Origin of the sequence: Halomonas sp. MS1 (genome assembly GCF_024182575.1) — a bacterium.
Lineage (GTDB): Bacteria > Pseudomonadota > Gammaproteobacteria > Pseudomonadales > Halomonadaceae > Vreelandella.
In genome coordinates, this window is the sequence record NZ_CP098926.1 from 965,717 (window position 1) to 981,587 (window position 15,871).

Annotated in this window: 13 protein-coding genes; 4 read left to right on the forward strand and 9 right to left on the reverse strand. The window is 53.1% G+C overall.

What is annotated here, in order from left to right; genetic code table 11:
* Positions 1–59: 59 nt before the first annotated feature.
* The 5 genes from NF683_RS04430 to NF683_RS04450 all read right to left on the reverse strand — a co-directional run bounded on the left by NF683_RS04430 (position 60) and on the right by NF683_RS04450 (position 6,173).
* The gene (locus tag NF683_RS04430; RefSeq protein ID WP_051626371.1) at positions 60–611 is read right to left on the reverse strand and encodes a cupin domain-containing protein; all 552 of its coding nucleotides are present in this window, start codon (positions 609–611) and stop codon (positions 60–62) included.
* 163 nt (positions 612–774) lie between these two features.
* Positions 775–2,229, reverse strand: a complete 1,455-nt coding sequence (gene nhaC, locus NF683_RS04435) for a Na+/H+ antiporter NhaC (RefSeq protein WP_253921365.1) — start codon at positions 2,227–2,229, stop codon at positions 775–777.
* A gap of 226 nt (positions 2,230–2,455) precedes the next feature.
* On the reverse strand, positions 2,456–3,955 hold the full coding sequence (locus NF683_RS04440; protein ID WP_253921366.1) for an aldehyde dehydrogenase: 1,500 nt from the start codon (positions 3,953–3,955) through the stop codon (positions 2,456–2,458).
* Positions 3,955–5,331: an aspartate aminotransferase family protein gene (locus tag NF683_RS04445; RefSeq protein WP_193059496.1), complete on the reverse strand. Its 1,377-nt coding sequence runs from the start codon at positions 5,329–5,331 to the stop codon at positions 3,955–3,957. Before NF683_RS04445 ends, NF683_RS04440 begins: the two co-directional genes overlap by 1 nt.
* A 35-nt stretch (positions 5,332–5,366) precedes the next feature.
* Positions 5,367–6,173 carry a gamma-glutamyl-gamma-aminobutyrate hydrolase family protein gene (locus NF683_RS04450; RefSeq protein WP_253921367.1) on the reverse strand — a complete coding sequence of 269 codons (807 nt, stop codon included), beginning with the start codon at positions 6,171–6,173 and terminating at the stop codon, positions 5,367–5,369.
* 266 nt (positions 6,174–6,439) lie between these two features.
* On the opposite strand from NF683_RS04450, the gene NF683_RS04455 reads away from it, so the two are divergent.
* Positions 6,440–7,828 carry a glutamine synthetase family protein gene (locus NF683_RS04455; RefSeq protein ID WP_253921368.1) on the forward strand — a complete coding sequence of 463 codons (1,389 nt, stop codon included), beginning with the start codon at positions 6,440–6,442 and terminating at the stop codon, positions 7,826–7,828.
* A gap of 212 nt (positions 7,829–8,040) precedes the next feature.
* Here NF683_RS04455 and NF683_RS04460 read toward each other — a convergent pair whose 3' ends face one another.
* Entirely contained in the window at positions 8,041–9,333 is a 1,293-nt protein-coding gene (locus NF683_RS04460) for an NAD(P)/FAD-dependent oxidoreductase (protein ID WP_089040597.1), read from the reverse strand.
* A 358-nt stretch (positions 9,334–9,691) separates the two neighbouring features.
* Here NF683_RS04460 and NF683_RS04465 point away from each other — a divergent pair, with 358 nt between their 5' ends.
* Both NF683_RS04465 and NF683_RS04470 read left to right on the forward strand, forming a co-directional pair.
* Positions 9,692–10,882, forward strand: coding sequence for a M24 family metallopeptidase (locus NF683_RS04465; RefSeq protein ID WP_253921369.1), 1,191 nt, complete (start codon positions 9,692–9,694; stop codon positions 10,880–10,882).
* 218 nt (positions 10,883–11,100) lie between these two features.
* Positions 11,101–11,475, forward strand: a complete 375-nt coding sequence (locus NF683_RS04470; RefSeq protein ID WP_253921370.1) for a hypothetical protein — start codon at positions 11,101–11,103, stop codon at positions 11,473–11,475.
* A gap of 90 nt (positions 11,476–11,565) precedes the next feature.
* Here the strand turns inward: NF683_RS04470 and NF683_RS04475 are convergent, their stop codons facing one another.
* Both NF683_RS04475 and NF683_RS04480 read right to left on the reverse strand, forming a co-directional pair.
* Entirely contained in the window at positions 11,566–13,122 is a 1,557-nt protein-coding gene (locus NF683_RS04475; RefSeq protein WP_253921371.1) for a Fic family protein, read from the reverse strand.
* Positions 13,112–13,318 (reverse strand): hypothetical protein, encoded by a 207-nt coding sequence (locus NF683_RS04480; protein ID WP_253921372.1) that lies wholly within the window; start codon positions 13,316–13,318, stop codon positions 13,112–13,114. The genes NF683_RS04475 and NF683_RS04480 overlap by 11 nt, the downstream gene beginning before the upstream one ends.
* 269 nt (positions 13,319–13,587) lie before the next feature.
* Between NF683_RS04480 and NF683_RS04485 the strand changes: the two genes are divergently transcribed.
* Entirely contained in the window at positions 13,588–14,706 is a 1,119-nt protein-coding gene (locus tag NF683_RS04485; RefSeq protein WP_253921373.1) for an alkene reductase, read from the forward strand.
* Between the two features lie 43 nt (positions 14,707–14,749).
* Here NF683_RS04485 and aguA read toward each other — a convergent pair whose 3' ends face one another.
* Positions 14,750–15,868, reverse strand: coding sequence for an agmatine deiminase (gene aguA, locus NF683_RS04490; protein WP_253921374.1), 1,119 nt, complete (start codon positions 15,866–15,868; stop codon positions 14,750–14,752).
* Positions 15,869–15,871: the final 3 nt, after the last annotated feature.

Sequence of the window (15,871 nt, forward strand, 5' to 3'; positions counted from 1 at the left end):
CAAACTATGTGCACAACATCATTACTGCGACAATTGCCGCACAATACAAACCAGTAATATCAGAACGCCTTACCGGGCGTAGCGCAGCTAATTATCTTGCAGGGGGCATCACTAATATTTCGGAAACGATGCGGAACGCTTGTCTTGAAATAATAAGACTCCCCCGGCCCTAAGCGCCTGGCGGTGCTGCCAACAATGATTTCAATCTCGCCTTCTACGACAAAGCCAGCCTCTTCACCGTAGTGAGTAATCATGGCTTGCCCAGTGTCAGCCCCCGGCAGATATCGCTCCACCATAAACGCCAGCGCACGATTAGGCCGATTTGCCCCGACAAGTTTGAAGGAAATATCACCGGATGCGATATCAACCAAGTCATCCGCCGAATAGAAAATCTGCTCCTGACTATCAAGATCCATCGTAAAAAAATCACCGACGCTCATAGAGAATGCGTTTAGGATTTTCTTCAGGGAACTGACTGATGGGCTAACTTTTCCTTGCTCTATTAGCGAAAGACTTGAGTGGGTAACCCCACACAACTTTGCCAGTTCACGCTGCGAAATCCCTCGCTGCTTGCGCAAGGAGCGCAAGCTCGCACCCACGTCATCCGACATGCTTTTTTCACTCCCTATCAATAAGTAAATTAAATTACGTTGACGGTCTATTGACGGGCACATAATAGCGCAAAAAAAACCCCACGGCTGTGGGGCAAACTCTCAATTAACGTGGCGTTTTGAAAAATAATCGTTTTAGTCAGCGTCAGTCATTATGTTCCACTCAGGCGCTACGAACTCCCGCCAACTCCGAGTCGGCGCTTGCCGTTTTCGCCCCATCTTCATAGGCGATACGGAAGCCGGTAAAGCCATAAATAATCGCGAACATCGGGCTCAGCAGCGCCAGAAAGGCGTAGGGCGCGTAGCTAAAGGCACTGACCCCAAGCGTGGCAAACATAAAGGCACCGCAGGTATTCCAGGGCACCAGTGGTGATGTCATGGTGCCTGCATCCTCCACTGTGCGAGACAGGTTTTTCAGTTTGAGCGAGCGACGCTTGTACTCGCTGGCATACATACGGGCAGGCAGAATAATACTGAGATACTGATCGCAACCTACGACGTTAGCGGCCATTGATGTTGCCACTGTGGTAGCAATCAGGCTGCCAGTAGTCTTGGCCAGTTTGAGCAGACTTTCCACGATGGTGCGAAAGAACCCGGCTGACTCAAGAATCCCGCCAAAACTCATCGCGATAATGATCAGCGAAACCGTCCACATCATGGCGCTAACGCCGCCGTTGGTTAGCAGGTCGTCCACCGTAACGTTTCCAGTGTCTACCGCGTAGCCTTCCACAAAAATAGTAAAGCTATCGCCTAACGGGACGCCCTGAACCACAATTGCACAGACAATTCCCATCAGCGAACCGATAGAAAGTGCCGGAATGGCAGGTACTTTCTTAATCATCATCACGATGACGGCCGCTGGCACCAGTAGCAGCCAGGGGCTAATGATAAACAGCTCATTGAGGCTCTGCTGTAACTCGTTTACCTGTGCCGCGCCATCACCGGAAGGCGTCATGTTCAGGCCAATAATGGTGTAAAGCACCAGAGCAACCGCTAACGCAGGAACCGTGGTGTAAAGCATATAGCGAATGTGTTCAAACAGATCGACACCAACCACACCTGGCGCCATATTGGTGGTTTCGGAAAGCGGAGAAATCTTGTCACCAAAATACACGCCGGAGATCACGGCTCCCGCGACCATTGCCGGGTTAAGGCCTAGCCCTTCACCGACGCCCATCAAGGCGATACCAATGGTGCCGGCCGCCGTCCAGGCATTACCACCAGCCAACGATACCAAACAGCAAATTAAGCACGCCGCGACCAAAAAGTAATCAGGTGCCAGAATGCTCAGGCCGTAATAGATCATCGTGGGCACAATCCCACCGGCAATCCAGTAGCCAATAATGGTGCCGATAATGATCAGAATGACAATCGCCTGAGTCGTCAGGCCAATAGAGCGCATGATGCCCGCTTCAAGCTGTTTCCAGCGGCTACCCGTCGCAAGGGCCACCGCCGTTGCCACAATCGCACTTAAAAACAGCGGCAAGTGCGGATCCGTTTCGAAGTAGCCAATAAATACGCCCAAAGATGCTGCCATAAACACAATGGGGATCATGGTCGCTTTTAAACTTGGCCGTGGTATTTCCTGATCTTCCTTAACAGTGGTGTCGGTCGACATAATGTCCTCACTCAGCATTTGCTTGTTGTTGGTGTTGATAGTGATGTAACCGCGTTAGAAGCCGTTGTGCTGGTCATCGCTGAGACCATTGCAGAGACCATCGCAGAGATTGTTATTACCTTTCTGATACGGCGCTCAGGCACAGGGAAGCCATGGCCAGAGCCACCGCTTATACGGCGGCGTCTGGCGCTGTGGATGACTCAAATCAATACGTGGTAAAGATGTTTTAAGGGCTAAGCGACATCCATACCGTCTTCACTTCACAGTATTTCTCCTGCGCGTGAAGCGATTTATCGCGTCCATTGCCCGACTGCTTAACACCGCCGAAGGGAACGGTCTGATCGATACCGGCCCAGTTATTCACATAGACCTGACCGGATTGCAGCCGCCGAGAGACCCGCATGATGCGGTCAATATCTTGACTCCAAACGCCCGCAGCAAGGCCGTAGTCGCTGTCATTGGCCAGCGCAATGGCTTGCTCTTCGCTGTCGAACCCAAACACACTCAGTACAGGGCCAAATATTTCTTCGCGGCCAATGCACATGTCGGGAGTCACATCATCGAAGACCGTCGGCGGCAGGAAATACCCATTGGAATCGCTAGGTTCGCCGCCCAGCTTCAGGGTGGCACCTTCGCTTTCGCCTTGGCGAATATACGCCAGTACGCGTTGGTACTGCGCTTCATCAACCATGGCACCCATGAAGCTACCCGGATCGAGCGGGTCTCCCGGCTGCATGTGCTCAGCAGCTTTCACTACGCGAGCCACAAAATCTTTGCGAATGCTGTTTTCCACCAGCAGGCGCGAACCGGCAATACAGACTTCGCCTTGGTTGTGGAAAATAGCTTCCGCAGCGCTTTGCGCGACGGCATCAAGGTGTTGGCAGTCGGCGAAAACGATGTTGGGGCTTTTGCCGCCGCACTCCAGAAACACGCGTTTCAGGTTGGATTGTCCGGCGTACTGCATCAGCTGTTTACCCACGCCAGTGGAGCCAGTGAACGCCAGACCATCAACCTGCATGGAAAGTGCCAGAGCCTTGCCCACCGTATGGCCGTACCCTGGCAGCACTTGAAAGACACCATCGGGAATACCCGCTTCCTTGGCAAGGTGGGCCAAGCGCAGCGCTGACAAAGGTGATTTTTCCGACGGCTTGAGAATGACGCTGTTGCCCGCCGCCAGTGCCGGAGCAATCTTCCACGACGTCATCATTAGTGGGAAATTCCACGGCACAATGGCAGCGATAACGCCCATTGGCTCGCGCAGCACCAACCCTAGCGCACGATCGCCAGTAGGAGCCACTTCACCGTAAAGCTTGTCGATACATTCCGCTTGATAGCGCAAACAGGCGACGGTGCCTGCCAAGTCACCTAGCGAACTGGAAATCGGCTTGCCCATGTCCAACGTATCTAACAGCGCCAATTCATCGCGGTGTGTCTCTACCAGCTCGGCTAGACGCAGTAGCACCCGCTTACGCTTACTCGGGTGGCAACGCGACCAGACACCACTTTCAAAGGTTGCACGGGCTGCTTGCGTTGCAAGCTCAGCATCTTGAGCATCGCAGCTGGCTACTTCAGCAAGAACATGTCCGGTGGCAGGGTTGATACTGCTCAGCGTGCTACCATCAGCGGCAGCGACAAACTCACCATTAATGAAAGCGCGCGTTTCAAAGCTCAGTGATGCGGCTTTTGATTGCCAGTCGGCGAGGGTTTTCGGTGTATCTGCCGCCATTATGCACTCTCCATAGGGTGTGTTATCGCCAGCTTTTCAGCGGTTTTATCCAACGCCAAACGTGCCTTACTGACCAATTCATCGATTTCATCGCGAGTGATAATTAGCGGCGGAGACATCACCATCGTATCGCCCACTGAGCGCATCACCAGGCCATGCTCAAAGCACAAATCACGACACAAGTTGCCCGCGGAAAGAGACTTATCGAAGCGTTCACCGGTGCGCTTGTCGGCGACCAGCTCTAGTGCCCCAATCAAGCCCAACGAACGGGCTTCACCCACTAACGGATGCTCAGCCAGTTCCTGCCAACGCTTAGCCAGATAGGGCCCCAATTCATCGCGGACTTTCTCGACTACCCGTTCACTTTCCAGCAATTCGAGGTTTTTAAGCGCAACCGCTGCACACACAGGGTGGCCGGAATAAGTAAAACCGTGGAAGAACTCACCGCCGTCTTCGATCAGCGTATCGGCCACGCGATCTCCCACCAGCACCGCGCCAATGGGCAGATAGCCCGACGACAACCCTTTGGCAATCGGCATCAGGTCAGGTTGTAAGCCATAGTGAGTACTGCCAAACCACTCGCCTAAACGCCCGAACCCGCAAATCACTTCATCGGCAATCAACAGAATATCGTACTTGGCCAACACCTCTTTCACCGCGGGCCAATAGCTGTCTGGTGGAATGATCGCACCACCTGCGCCCTGCACCGGCTCAGCAATAAAAGCCGCCACTTTATCTTCACCTAACGCCAGAATTTGCTCTTCTAACGCTTGGGCACACTGCTTGCCAAAGGCTTCCTGACTCATGTCGCGCCCTTCACCAAACCAGTAAGGCTGGCAAATATGGCTAATCCCCGGCACACACGGGCCACCTTGATCATGCATCGGCGCCATGCCACCAAGGCTCATGCCCGCGACAGTAGAGCCGTGATAACCATTTTCACGCGAGATGACCCATTGCTTCTCCGGCTTGCCTTTGATCGCCCAATAGCGCCGCACCATGCGCAGCACGGTATCATTGGCTTCAGACCCGGAACCCGTGAAGAACACATGATTGATATGCTCGGGTGCCAGCTCACTCAGTTTAGCGGCCAGCTTTACTGCCGGAGGGTGGGTGGTTTTAAAGAAGTTGTTGTAATACGGCAGTTGCTGCATCTGCTCGCTGGCGGCATCAACTAACTCCTGTCGCCCGTAACCGAGATTGACACACCAAAGTCCCGCCATACCATCAAGAATACGATTGCCCTGGCTGTCGTAAATGTATACCCCATCGGCGTGGGTGATGATGCGGCTACCCTCTTCGCCAAGTGATTTAAAGTCCGTGAATGGATGAAGGTGGTGTTGGCGATCCAACGCCTGATAGTCCTGGGTCTGCATAGGTCGGCTCCTGTTCAAGTCGTTGCAACAAGCATTCAGCTATTAACTGGCTGGGTGGCGCGTTGGGTACGATGCTGACGGCAGGCCGCCGCAAACCCCTGAAAGAGTGCGTCATAGAAAGGATGTTCTTTAGGACGCCACTCCGGGTGCCACTGCACAGCCAGGGCGAACGCAGCAGCGTCGCGCACCGAAATCGCTTCAACTAATCCATCAGGTGCCCAGGCTTCTGCCTCCAGACCTGGTGCAAGCTGATCAATCCCCTGCTGATGCAGTGAATTCACCTCAGCATGCTCGCTGCTATAGAGCGCCGCCAGGGCGCCATCCGGGCGGATCTTTACCGTATGAGAGGGCGCATAATGGCCCGCCATGTCGTCAGCGGGCGGCTCACGATGATCGAGCATGCCTGGTAGCGTTTGAACTGCCTGATGAAGGGTGCCTCCAAAGGCGACATTCATTTCCTGAAAGCCGCGACAAATGCCAAATAGAGGCAACGCCTGACGTAACGCCTCGTGCACCCAGCAAAGTGCCGCCTCATCGCGCCGTGCGTCAGCACGGGTATTCTCTGGGGCGCGCTCAGCCCCATAGCGGTCAGGAGCGACGTTGGTATAACTGCCAGTTAGCAGCAAGCCATCCAGGCTGCCCAACAGAGCAATGGCCTGTTCAGCATGCTGCTCGGGCGTCAATGTATCGGCGGCTAACACAGGAAGAATCACCGGCGTGATGCCGTAGTGGTAAAGCGCCTGCAGGAATTTATCGGTCACTATCTGCGCGGGATGGCCTTCCACTTCTCGGCAGCAGGCGATAACACCCACCAGTGGGCGTGGGGAATGCGTTGCTTGCATAGTCAAACCACTTTGTCAGTTGTTATGTTTTATTCAACAGTCACTTCAACATAGCGTGGCTTGTTTTATTTTCCAATAGCAAAATAGCATTTTTATGAAAAAACATATTAAGCCATTGATAAACAATGAATTAAAAAACACATCCGTTACCGACAAAAAATAATGACACTATTTTTGTTATTAAATATTTGACACAGACGACTACCGAAGCAAGGATACTGTTAGCAGAAACACAACTAAAACGGCATAAAAATAAGGTACAACGTATGTCCTCTGCCAATAACATAGACGCTCAAAACGTAGCCTCGGACTTTCTTGACAGTCACCCAGAGATCACCAGCATCGACCTGTTAATCAGTGATCTTAACGGTGTCATTCGTGGTAAACGCATCCCTAGCGATAACCTTGGCAAAGTGTTTGAAAAAGGCATCTATTTGCCTGCTTCGGTATTTGCGTTGGACATCAATGGCAACACCGTTGAAGAGACGGGGCTGGGGCTTTCCAGCGGCGACGGCGACCGCGTATGTCGCGCCATTCCCGGCACGCTCAATCCGGTCACCTGGATGAATAACAACCAGTATGGCCAGCTATTGATGACCATGGAGGAGATGGACGGCGCGCCATTTTTTGCCGATCCTCGCCAGATTCTGCGGCGCATTCTTGAGCAGTTCTCCGAGCGTGGTTTAACCCCTGTCGTCGCCCTTGAGTTAGAGTTTTATCTGGTTGATCGTTTACGCGACGAAGAAAACTTGATTCAGCCACCGCAGTCTCCCTGCAGCGGCGAGCGGGCCACTCAAAGTCAGCTGTATTCGGTGCTTGAGCTAGACGAGTACGCTGAGTTTATCAATGACTTGCAGAGTGCCGCCCAGGCGCAAGGCTTGCCGCTGGATACGGTATTGAAAGAGTGTGCACCCGGCCAGTTTGAAGCCAACCTGATTCACACAGATGATGCGTTAAGCGCCTGCGACCACTCGGTACTACTCAAGCGATTGATCAAGGGCGTTGCATTAAAGCACGGCTTTGAAGCTACCTTTATGGCCAAGCCTTACGGCTTAGAAGCGGGTAGCGGCACTCATGTTCACGTCAGTCTGGTAGATAGTGACGGACACAATATCTTTGCCGAAAACGGCGACGATCCGCTGGAGAGCACCGCACTGCAACACGCCGTAGGAGGACTGCTGGAGCTGATGCCAGACTCCATGGCACTGCTGGCTCCCAACCTCAACTCGTTCCGCCGTTTTCAGGAAGGACTCTATGTGCCCTTGGCACCTACCTGGGGATACGATAACCGCTCTGTGGCCATACGCGTTCCCGCCGGGCCAAAAGAAGCGCGGCGCATAGAACACCGCGTAGCGGGTGCCGATGTTAATCCCTACCTGTTACTGGCCACCGTACTGGCCTCTATCCACCATGGCCTAACTCAGCAGACTACACCTGCGGAGCCAATCATCGGCAACGCCTATGACCAAATCGCACCCCAGCTAACTAACAGCTGGACCCAAGCGCTGCACCTGTTAAGCAACAACCGTGTACTTGGCGAACAGCTTGGCGAAGACTTTATTGAAGTGTTCATTGCCAACCGCCAAGCAGAGCGCGCCGAAACCATGCGCGAAGTTAGTGCCATGGAGTATGACTGGTACCTGCGCCACGTATAAGCTGATAAACCACCAATAGAACCCACCAAGAGAATAGAGAGAGGCGCTGCTCGGCGTCTCTCTTTTATTGCTTCTGCCTATCTTATGCTGCTATCTCCGTTCTTCTATTAGCTTTTTATGCCGTGTTATCCGTGAGCATCCGTGGCAAATAAAAACGGGCTGACGAACGTATTCGCCAGCCCGCTTCCAAGCAATCCTCAAACTAATCAGCGCTAAACAGCCAGCCGGTCACGCATGGCGTAGAACCACGCTCCCATCGCGGAAAGCGGAACACGTAACAACCGTCCGCCAGGCATTGGCAGGTGGGAAATCTGTGCAAAAGCTTCAAAACGCGTCTCTTCACCGCTAATCGTTTCTGCCACTAACTTGCCAGCCAGATGAGAGCACGTTACCCCGTGGCCAGAGTACCCCTGGGCGTAGTAAACGTTGCTATTAATGCGGCCAAACTGCGGCAGGCGGTTGAGTGTCAGCAAAAAGTTACCGCTCCAGGCGTAATCGACGCGGACATCGCCAAGCTCTGGAAAGGTAGACAGCATTTTCGGTCGAATAGCTGCCTCAATACTGGCGGACTCCTGCCCGCCATAGTTCACTCCACCGCCATATAGCAAACGGTTATCGGCGGTCAGGCGGTAGTAATCCAAGAGATAATTACAATCCTCTACTGCTTTATCGTTAGGTAGTAATCGTGCAGCTAACTCTGCAGACAACGGCTCAGTGGTAATGATCTGGGTGCCGCACGGCATCGCCTTGCTTTCCAGCTTGGGTAGCAACCCTTGCAAATAGGCATTGCCAGCCATAACGACCCGTTGAGCGGTCACGCGACCCTTGGGGGTATGCAGCGTCACCGGTTCACCGTGCTCCACGCGAGTCACGGGGGAGTGCTCAAAAATCTTGCCACCTAACGACTCCAACGCTGCCGCCTGCCCCAACACTAAATTGAGAGGATGAAGATGCCCACCAGAGTGATCCACCAACGCACCCACATAACGATCGCTGCCTATTTCTCGTCTGACCTCTTCACCTTCCAACAGCTCAAGTTTCTGATGGCCGTAGCGCTCCCATAAAGCTTTTTGCTCCTTTAAGCCTTGCCACTGTTTCTTGTTACAAGCAGCAAACAAGTTGCCTTCTTTTAGGTCGCAGTCGATCTGATACTTTTCAATGCGCTGACGGATAATCTGGTTACCCTCAAATGCCATCGCACCCAGTGCCCGAGCGGTTTCAGCGCCGTTTTGTTTCTCGATAACATCCATATCACGGCTATAGCTATTAACGATCTGGCCACCGTTGCGCCCGGACGCCCCAAAGCCAATCGCCACGCTTTCCAGCACCACTACCCGATGACCACGCTCCGCCAAATGTAGTGCTGCAGAGATGCCTGTAAAGCCAGCCCCCACGACACAAACATCACATTCAACATCCCCCTCCAGCATGGGCCTTTGAGATGTGGAGTTTGACGATGCCGCGTAGTAAGACGCGACATGACCAGAAGACGCTTGAGGTTGCATTTGCCACCTTCCTTTTGTTGATTATTTTAACCAATCTGATCATATAGACCGACGTACAAATGCGCAAGCAACAGCATTAAATGGGCTTATAGAGGCGAATAACACCTTTCCCCACAAGACAAATGTTATTAAAAAAGCAACACTCGGACATAAAACACACGCTCATCACGCTGAAAATAATCACCGCACATTTTTATGCACCGCTCCCATTGAGGGCGAGGCCACGTGCTTCCTGTGCGCGTCTTATTACCGGGTACGATTGAGGCACAACTCGCTACTATTGCTAGCGTTGATAACCACAGCGGTGTAACGCTAGAGCAGCTGCCTATACTCACCATAGCCCCCACCGGAGACCGCTATGGATTATCAACACTACCGCACCGCCCTTGCCGAGACGCTTGCCCAAAGTGAGTTGCCCTTTGCACCTGCCGAATACCAAACGCGCCTAGACAAAGTGCGCCATGCAATGACACAACGCGGGCTGGATGCATTACTGCTCACCGACCCTGCCGACATTAACTACTTAACCGGCTATCACACCTTCGAGGTATCGGTACACGCCTGCTTAGTGTGCACACCTACACAGCTGGTACTGCAAGTGGCATCCATTGAAACAGGGGCAGCAGTGGTCACCGCTCGTGTCGACGAAATCATTGGTTACCGATGGGAAAATCTGGATGAGATCATCACGCCGCTCGCGGATTTACTCACTGCTTGCAAGCAAATTGGCATTGATGGCTGGAGCAGCGGTTTGCGAGTGGGCGTGATGGACGCGCTGGCCCGCTCGGTGGGTAAAGAGCGCTTTTGCGAAGCAGGTGACCTGCTCGATACGATTCGCATTGTTAAAAGTAGCGCCGAACTTAAAATGCTCAGCGAAAGTGCACGAATCACTGCGGCAGGTTTAGAGGCTGCGATGGCCGCTATTCGCCCTGGCATGACTGATAACGATATTGCGGCCATCGGTGCTAAAGCACTGCTAGAGAACGGCAGCGAGTTCATGAGTTTGCAGCCTATCGTGACCAGCGGGCACCGCATCGGGGTGATTCACGTTAACCATAAGCGCCGCGTCATACAGCCCAATGAACCGATATTTTTAGAATTTGGCGCCGCTTACCAGCGCTATACCGCGCCGATGATGCGCACAGCGGTGACTGGAAAACCTAGCGCTGAATTAACCGCCACCCGCGACTTGTGCCGCTCGCTGTTCGAGACCCTGTGCAGCCATATGAAACCAGGCAACACCTTTGATGATGCCGCGAAGGCAGCGGATGCCCTGCTGGCACCTACCCGTGATCAACTGTTCTTCTCGGGGGTATTTGGCTACGCTGTGGGTGCGCAGTTCCCTCCTAGCTGGGTTGAAGGCACCGGCTATATTGCCCAAGGCCTGCACCGCCCTTTCGAAGAGAACATGGTCTTCCACTTACCGCTCTGCCTACGCGTTCCTGGTCAGTGGGGCGTAGGGATCAGTGATACCGTGGCGGTCACTCAACACGGCGCCGAGCCACTCACTAACAACGATTGGCAGCTCTATCAGGCAATGGATAAGTAGCGAATAGATAACCGCATTGATAGCCCAAGATTGACAGTACGATTAACCAGCGCTATCGTCACCAAATATGCAAATGAGAAACACTATCTTTTAGATCTCTATTTTAGGTCTATCATCTCTCTTAGGTGACGTTCAGTTGAGCTAACGATAAGTAGTGTGATGTGAGCAAGTACTGTGATGCGAGTAAGTACGATGGAAAAGTCCTATGGAAAAGCACCATGACTAGTGAGCAGCGTCAGCTTCGCCAAACGTTGATTTTTTTACGCACCTCTTTCGAAGCAGTGCAACACTCGATTGCCGGTCGGCTAGACGACCCGCTGCCCTGCTGGCTAGACACCAGCATGCTCACCCTACTGTCACGGGAACTAACCCGCTGCAGCCAGCAAGCGAAGCCGCTCTTCGCCCCTCCCGTCACCGAGCAAATATTCATTGCCTCACAGCAGTGTGACTTACTCCTCAAGCAGTGCCCCGGCGTGCTGAGTAGCGCCGTTTGCCACCGCCAGTTAAGCACCATCATGCTGGCGCTGACCAACGCTATTGAACAAATCAACACACCAGCCAAGCGCCGCTGGCCTTGGATGAAGAGAAGTTGAAAGGCCTTTAGACAACAAATACTACAAGCCCCGCTGCGCGTAGCGTGGTACCGAAGCTCCAGACCTTGGAAATAATAGGGGCAGTGTTCATTAATGCATATCCTTGATGGCCAGCACTCGCTGACCTAAAACGGTTAATCGGTATTTTTGCAGACGACTACGGGGTTTATCAGGGATCGTCATCTCGATTAACCCCTGTTGAATGGCGTTTTGCTGATAATGTTCTCTGAAATGCTTTTCATCTTGCAGCCCCAAGGCCGCCATTAAATCTACTCTACCCATCTCACCCTCCAACGCCCCCAGCAGGCGTAACATTTCGGGGGTGACTTCGGGGGTGACTTCGGGGGTGACTTCGGGGGTGACTTCGGCTACTCCCGCTGTATCAACAAGGAATCCTTCGTGAACTGGCAAACGAATGACAAAGTAACTGCGATCATCGTCGGTTTCGAATATCGGCTCTGGAGAAGCGTTCGCTTTCATGACTCGAAGGATCTTTGGCACGCCCGTTGAACGGCCTTCCGTTAAATCCAACTCTTTTAAAAACTCGCCAATGCGCCGATTACGGTAACGGCGGCTGACTGCTTTGCCTGCCTGCAGGTCTTGTAAGCGGATAGAACGGTCTGGCCCAGGGAAGCTCAGCACTACCAGCTCTTGGCCATCGATGCGTATTTCAATGGGTTCACGAATTTCATAGGAACGATGGTACACCGCATTCACCACCGCCTCTTCAATGGCAGCCAGCGGGAAATTCCAAAAACGCTCCGCCTGAGGTCGATCAGCGTGTTTGGTTACGCCCTCTTTTAAATAGTTGCGATTAATGTAGTCCAAGGCATCGCGAGTGATGCGGCCCAGCGGGCCCTTGAAGATTTTTTCTTCGAAATGGTCACCACCAGCACCATCTGGAAAGTACACCACGTCTATCTGAGTGGCTGGAAAAAATTCCTCGGGTTGCTCATTAAAAAACAGTAGGCCGACATTCTTAGGAAAGGCCATTTCGCTTGGCCCACCCACCACGTTCATTCGGCGGCCCAGGGTTTCAATATCCAGCTCGCGGGCTTCAGCCAATAACTCACTGCCAATATCGTGCAAAAAATCACGCATCAAGTAGGGCGAAAGATCACTTAAGTCCGCGCTTTGGCGATAGCGATCATCAAAGGGCACAGTTGCCGCCAAGCTTAACAGCTCGCGCTCATCCTGGCCTGATGCTTTAACCGTGCTGGTATGTTTACGCAGGTAATAGGCCCAATCACCCTTCTTACTCAAGCTGGCTTTGGCTTTATAGGGGCGTGATTCCCCACCTGGGGCCCACAGGACCAGAATAGTTTTGCCCTGAATCTCATAGGTAGCGGTTAGCGGATGATAATGCGGCGCAATGGCCGAATGCCCCAGGTTTAACAGCTCTTTTTGGATGGCATCGATTTGTTCAGGTAACAGACCAGCAGGCGGCAACTGGGGCTGGCCATTCTCTTCCGCAACCCCGACCAGCACATAACCGCCGCCCAGGTTGTGAAAGTCGTTGGCGAAGGCACACAAGGTACGCAGGATAGATTCAGGGTTCCAGCCTTCCTTATACTCAACTCTCTCGCTTTCCACTGTGCGGTGGTGGAGTAAGTCATCGATGTTGATGGGAAGTTTATTAGGCGCCATGCTGCTTCCGTTTCTTTACTTTCGGTACATAGTCAGCGGGGCCAATCGGTGTCTGATACTCACGTACGGCGATGCCTAAATCAGTATTGAAGTCGAGCGAGCCCTTGCCTTGAACGTGCCAACCACATGCCCGCAAGCGCCCATCTATCTTGTCCCGAGCGGCTTGCTCAGGCGTTTGGTTGGCGTCATATAACACGTGTTAAGCCTTATAACATTTAAGTTAACCTCATGATGTAGAACGGTGCCTGGAAATGCAATTAGCAAGCATGCAACCTTCTCTTTAATGGCGTGGGTTGTTCGTCGCCTTTTCACACTGGTCTACGGAGCCCTCTATGTTTTGCCTTCAAAAATCTTATCCCATGGCTGCGCCGTAGCGGCTGGCAATTACTGAGTTAGCATTTACTAGTAAACTGGTCTATTCTGTTCGCCACGATTTAATTGACCGCTTCCAAAAGGAGTCTGTTCATGGCGTATGAAGCGCTTTTCACCCCTCTTCAATTAGGTAGTTTATCGATTCCAAACCGAGTCATCATGGCGCCGCTGACACGCTCGCGCACTCCAGATAGCGTGCCGGGCACCCTGCAGGAAGCCTATTACGGTCAGCGGGCAGGCGCAGGTCTGATTATTAGTGAAGCAACCAACATCTCCCCCACAGCCAAGGGTTATGTGTATACGCCAGGCATCTGGACGGATGAACAAGAAGCGGGCTGGAAAGGCGTGGTGGGTGCGGTGCATGCCAAAGGTGGCCGTATCGCGCTGCAGCTGTGGCACGTTGGGCGTGTGTCCCATGAAATGGTGCAACCAGATGGACAACAGCCTGTTGCCCCTAGCGCGCTAAAAGGCGAAGGCGCTCAGTGCTTTGTTGAATTTGAAGACGGGACGGCTGGTCAGCACCCTACTAGCACGCCCCGGGCACTGGAAACCGATGAGATCCCCGGCATTGTTGATGACTACCGCCAAGCGGCTGTTCGTGCCAAACGCGCAGGCTTCGACATGGTGGAAGTCCACGCGGCTAACGCTTACCTGCTTAACCAGTTCCTGGCCACCGGCACCAACCAGCGCACCGACCAGTACGGCGGCTCGTTGGAAAACCGCGCCCGCTTCCCGCTAGAGGTGGTCGATGCGGTAGTTGAAGTGTTCGGTGCAGAGCGCGTGGGCATTCGCTTGACGCCCTTTATCGAACTGTTCGGCCTGACTGATGATGAGCCAGAAGCCATGGCCTTCTATCTGGCAGAGCAGCTGTCCAAACGCGGCTTAGCCTATTTGCATTTAAACGAGCCTAACTGGATCGGTGGCGATATCACTTTCCCTGATGGCTTTCGTGAGCAAATGCGCGAGCGTTTTAATGGCAGCCTGATTTACTGCGGCAACTACGACGCAGAACGCGCGGAGTCACGCATTAATCAAAACACCGCCGATGCTGTAGCCTTTGGCCGCCCTTATATCGCTAACCCCGACTTGCCGGAACGCTTCCGAGTGAATGCCCCCCTTACCGAGCCGAACCATGAAACGTTCTACGGCGGTGATGAAAAGGGCTACACCGATTATCCGTTTATGGATAACGGCTACGATCGTATTGGCTAACCGATTTGTGTTCCCCCCAGCTGATTAGCTGGGGGGAGCGTAGCTATACGCGGGGCTGCTGCTGGGTAATACAGTGTATGTTGCCTCCACCTAGAAGTATTTCGCGGGCAGGCACGCCGATCACTCGTTTAGTAGGAAAGAGTGTCGAGAGTATGTTTTCAGCTTCGCCATCGTGACGGGAGTCTAACAACGGCATCACCACAACGGAGTTACCTATATAAAAGTTCACATAAGACCCCGCCATTCGGTCTCCCGGCAGTCTAGGGTGTGAACTGTTGAGGCGGTCTAAACCACTGGCTTCATCCTCGGCAATATAGAGTGGCCCCGGTATCGGCAGCTTATGCACTGTTAGCTTTCGGCCTTTGGCATCCGTTGCATTTTCCAGCACGCTTAACGCTTCTCTCGAGATAACGCCTTGGGGGTCCTGCTCATCATCACACCACGTCAACGCTACCTGCCCAGGTGCGACAAAGCAGCATAGGTTATCCACGTGCCCATCGGTTTCATCTAAGTGGCACCCCCGTGGAAGCCAAATAACCTTACTGATCCCCAAATACTCCTGAAGCCAACGCTCGATGGTTTCTCGATCCATATCTGGGTTGCGGTTGGGGTTCAGCAAACACTCTTCTGTCGTGATCAGTGTTCCTTCACCATCGACATGTATTGCCCCGCCTTCCAGAACAAGAGGGGCTTCAAAACGCTGGATACCAAGCATTTCGCTGATCTTGCAACGGATACGCCTATCCTTGTCCCAGGGAAAATAGAGCCCTTCTTTCAAGCCGCCCCAGGCATTAAATTCCCAGTCAATCAGGGCAAGATGCCCATCTGGGTGAGTCACAAAGGTAGGTCCTACATCACGCATCCAGGCATCATTACTGGATAACTCGACCACACGAATATGAGCAGGAAGCTGGTTACGGGCATTTTCATACTGCTCATCGTTAACACCCACGAATACGGTTTCACTTTCGGCAATCGCAATAGCCACGTCAACAAACGCTTGCTGCGCAGGCTTGGCACCATAGCGCCATGTGTCAGGACGCTGCGGCCAGAGCATCCAGCACGCGTCATGGGGTGCAAACTCGGCAGGCATTGAGTAGCCAAGAGATGCTGGCGTTACCGGCTCACTGTTTTGGGAAAGTGTCTTTTGAGGAGCTGACATTGT

Excerpts from the sequence above, each read along its gene's own strand:
- NF683_RS04475 (WP_253921371.1), bottom strand. The coding sequence starts at position 13,122 with ATGGCGCCTAATAAACTTCCCATCAACATCGATGACTTACTCCACCAC.
- NF683_RS04485 (WP_253921373.1), top strand. The coding sequence starts at position 13,588 with ATGGCGTATGAAGCGCTTTTCACCCCTCTTCAATTAGGTAGTTTATCG.
- NF683_RS04460 (WP_089040597.1), bottom strand. The coding sequence starts at position 9,333 with ATGCAACCTCAAGCGTCTTCTGGTCATGTCGCGTCTTACTACGCGGCA.
- NF683_RS04465 (WP_253921369.1), top strand. The coding sequence starts at position 9,692 with ATGGATTATCAACACTACCGCACCGCCCTTGCCGAGACGCTTGCCCAA.
- NF683_RS04450 (WP_253921367.1), bottom strand. The coding sequence starts at position 6,173 with ATGCAAGCAACGCATTCCCCACGCCCACTGGTGGGTGTTATCGCCTGC.
- NF683_RS04470 (WP_253921370.1), top strand. The coding sequence starts at position 11,101 with ATGACTAGTGAGCAGCGTCAGCTTCGCCAAACGTTGATTTTTTTACGC.
- nhaC (WP_253921365.1), bottom strand. The coding sequence starts at position 2,229 with ATGTCGACCGACACCACTGTTAAGGAAGATCAGGAAATACCACGGCCA.
- NF683_RS04440 (WP_253921366.1), bottom strand. The coding sequence starts at position 3,955 with ATGGCGGCAGATACACCGAAAACCCTCGCCGACTGGCAATCAAAAGCC.
- NF683_RS04455 (WP_253921368.1), top strand. The coding sequence starts at position 6,440 with ATGTCCTCTGCCAATAACATAGACGCTCAAAACGTAGCCTCGGACTTT.
- NF683_RS04430 (WP_051626371.1), bottom strand. The coding sequence starts at position 611 with ATGTCGGATGACGTGGGTGCGAGCTTGCGCTCCTTGCGCAAGCAGCGA.
- NF683_RS04445 (WP_193059496.1), bottom strand. The coding sequence starts at position 5,331 with ATGCAGACCCAGGACTATCAGGCGTTGGATCGCCAACACCACCTTCAT.
- aguA (WP_253921374.1), bottom strand. The coding sequence starts at position 15,868 with ATGTCAGCTCCTCAAAAGACACTTTCCCAAAACAGTGAGCCGGTAACG.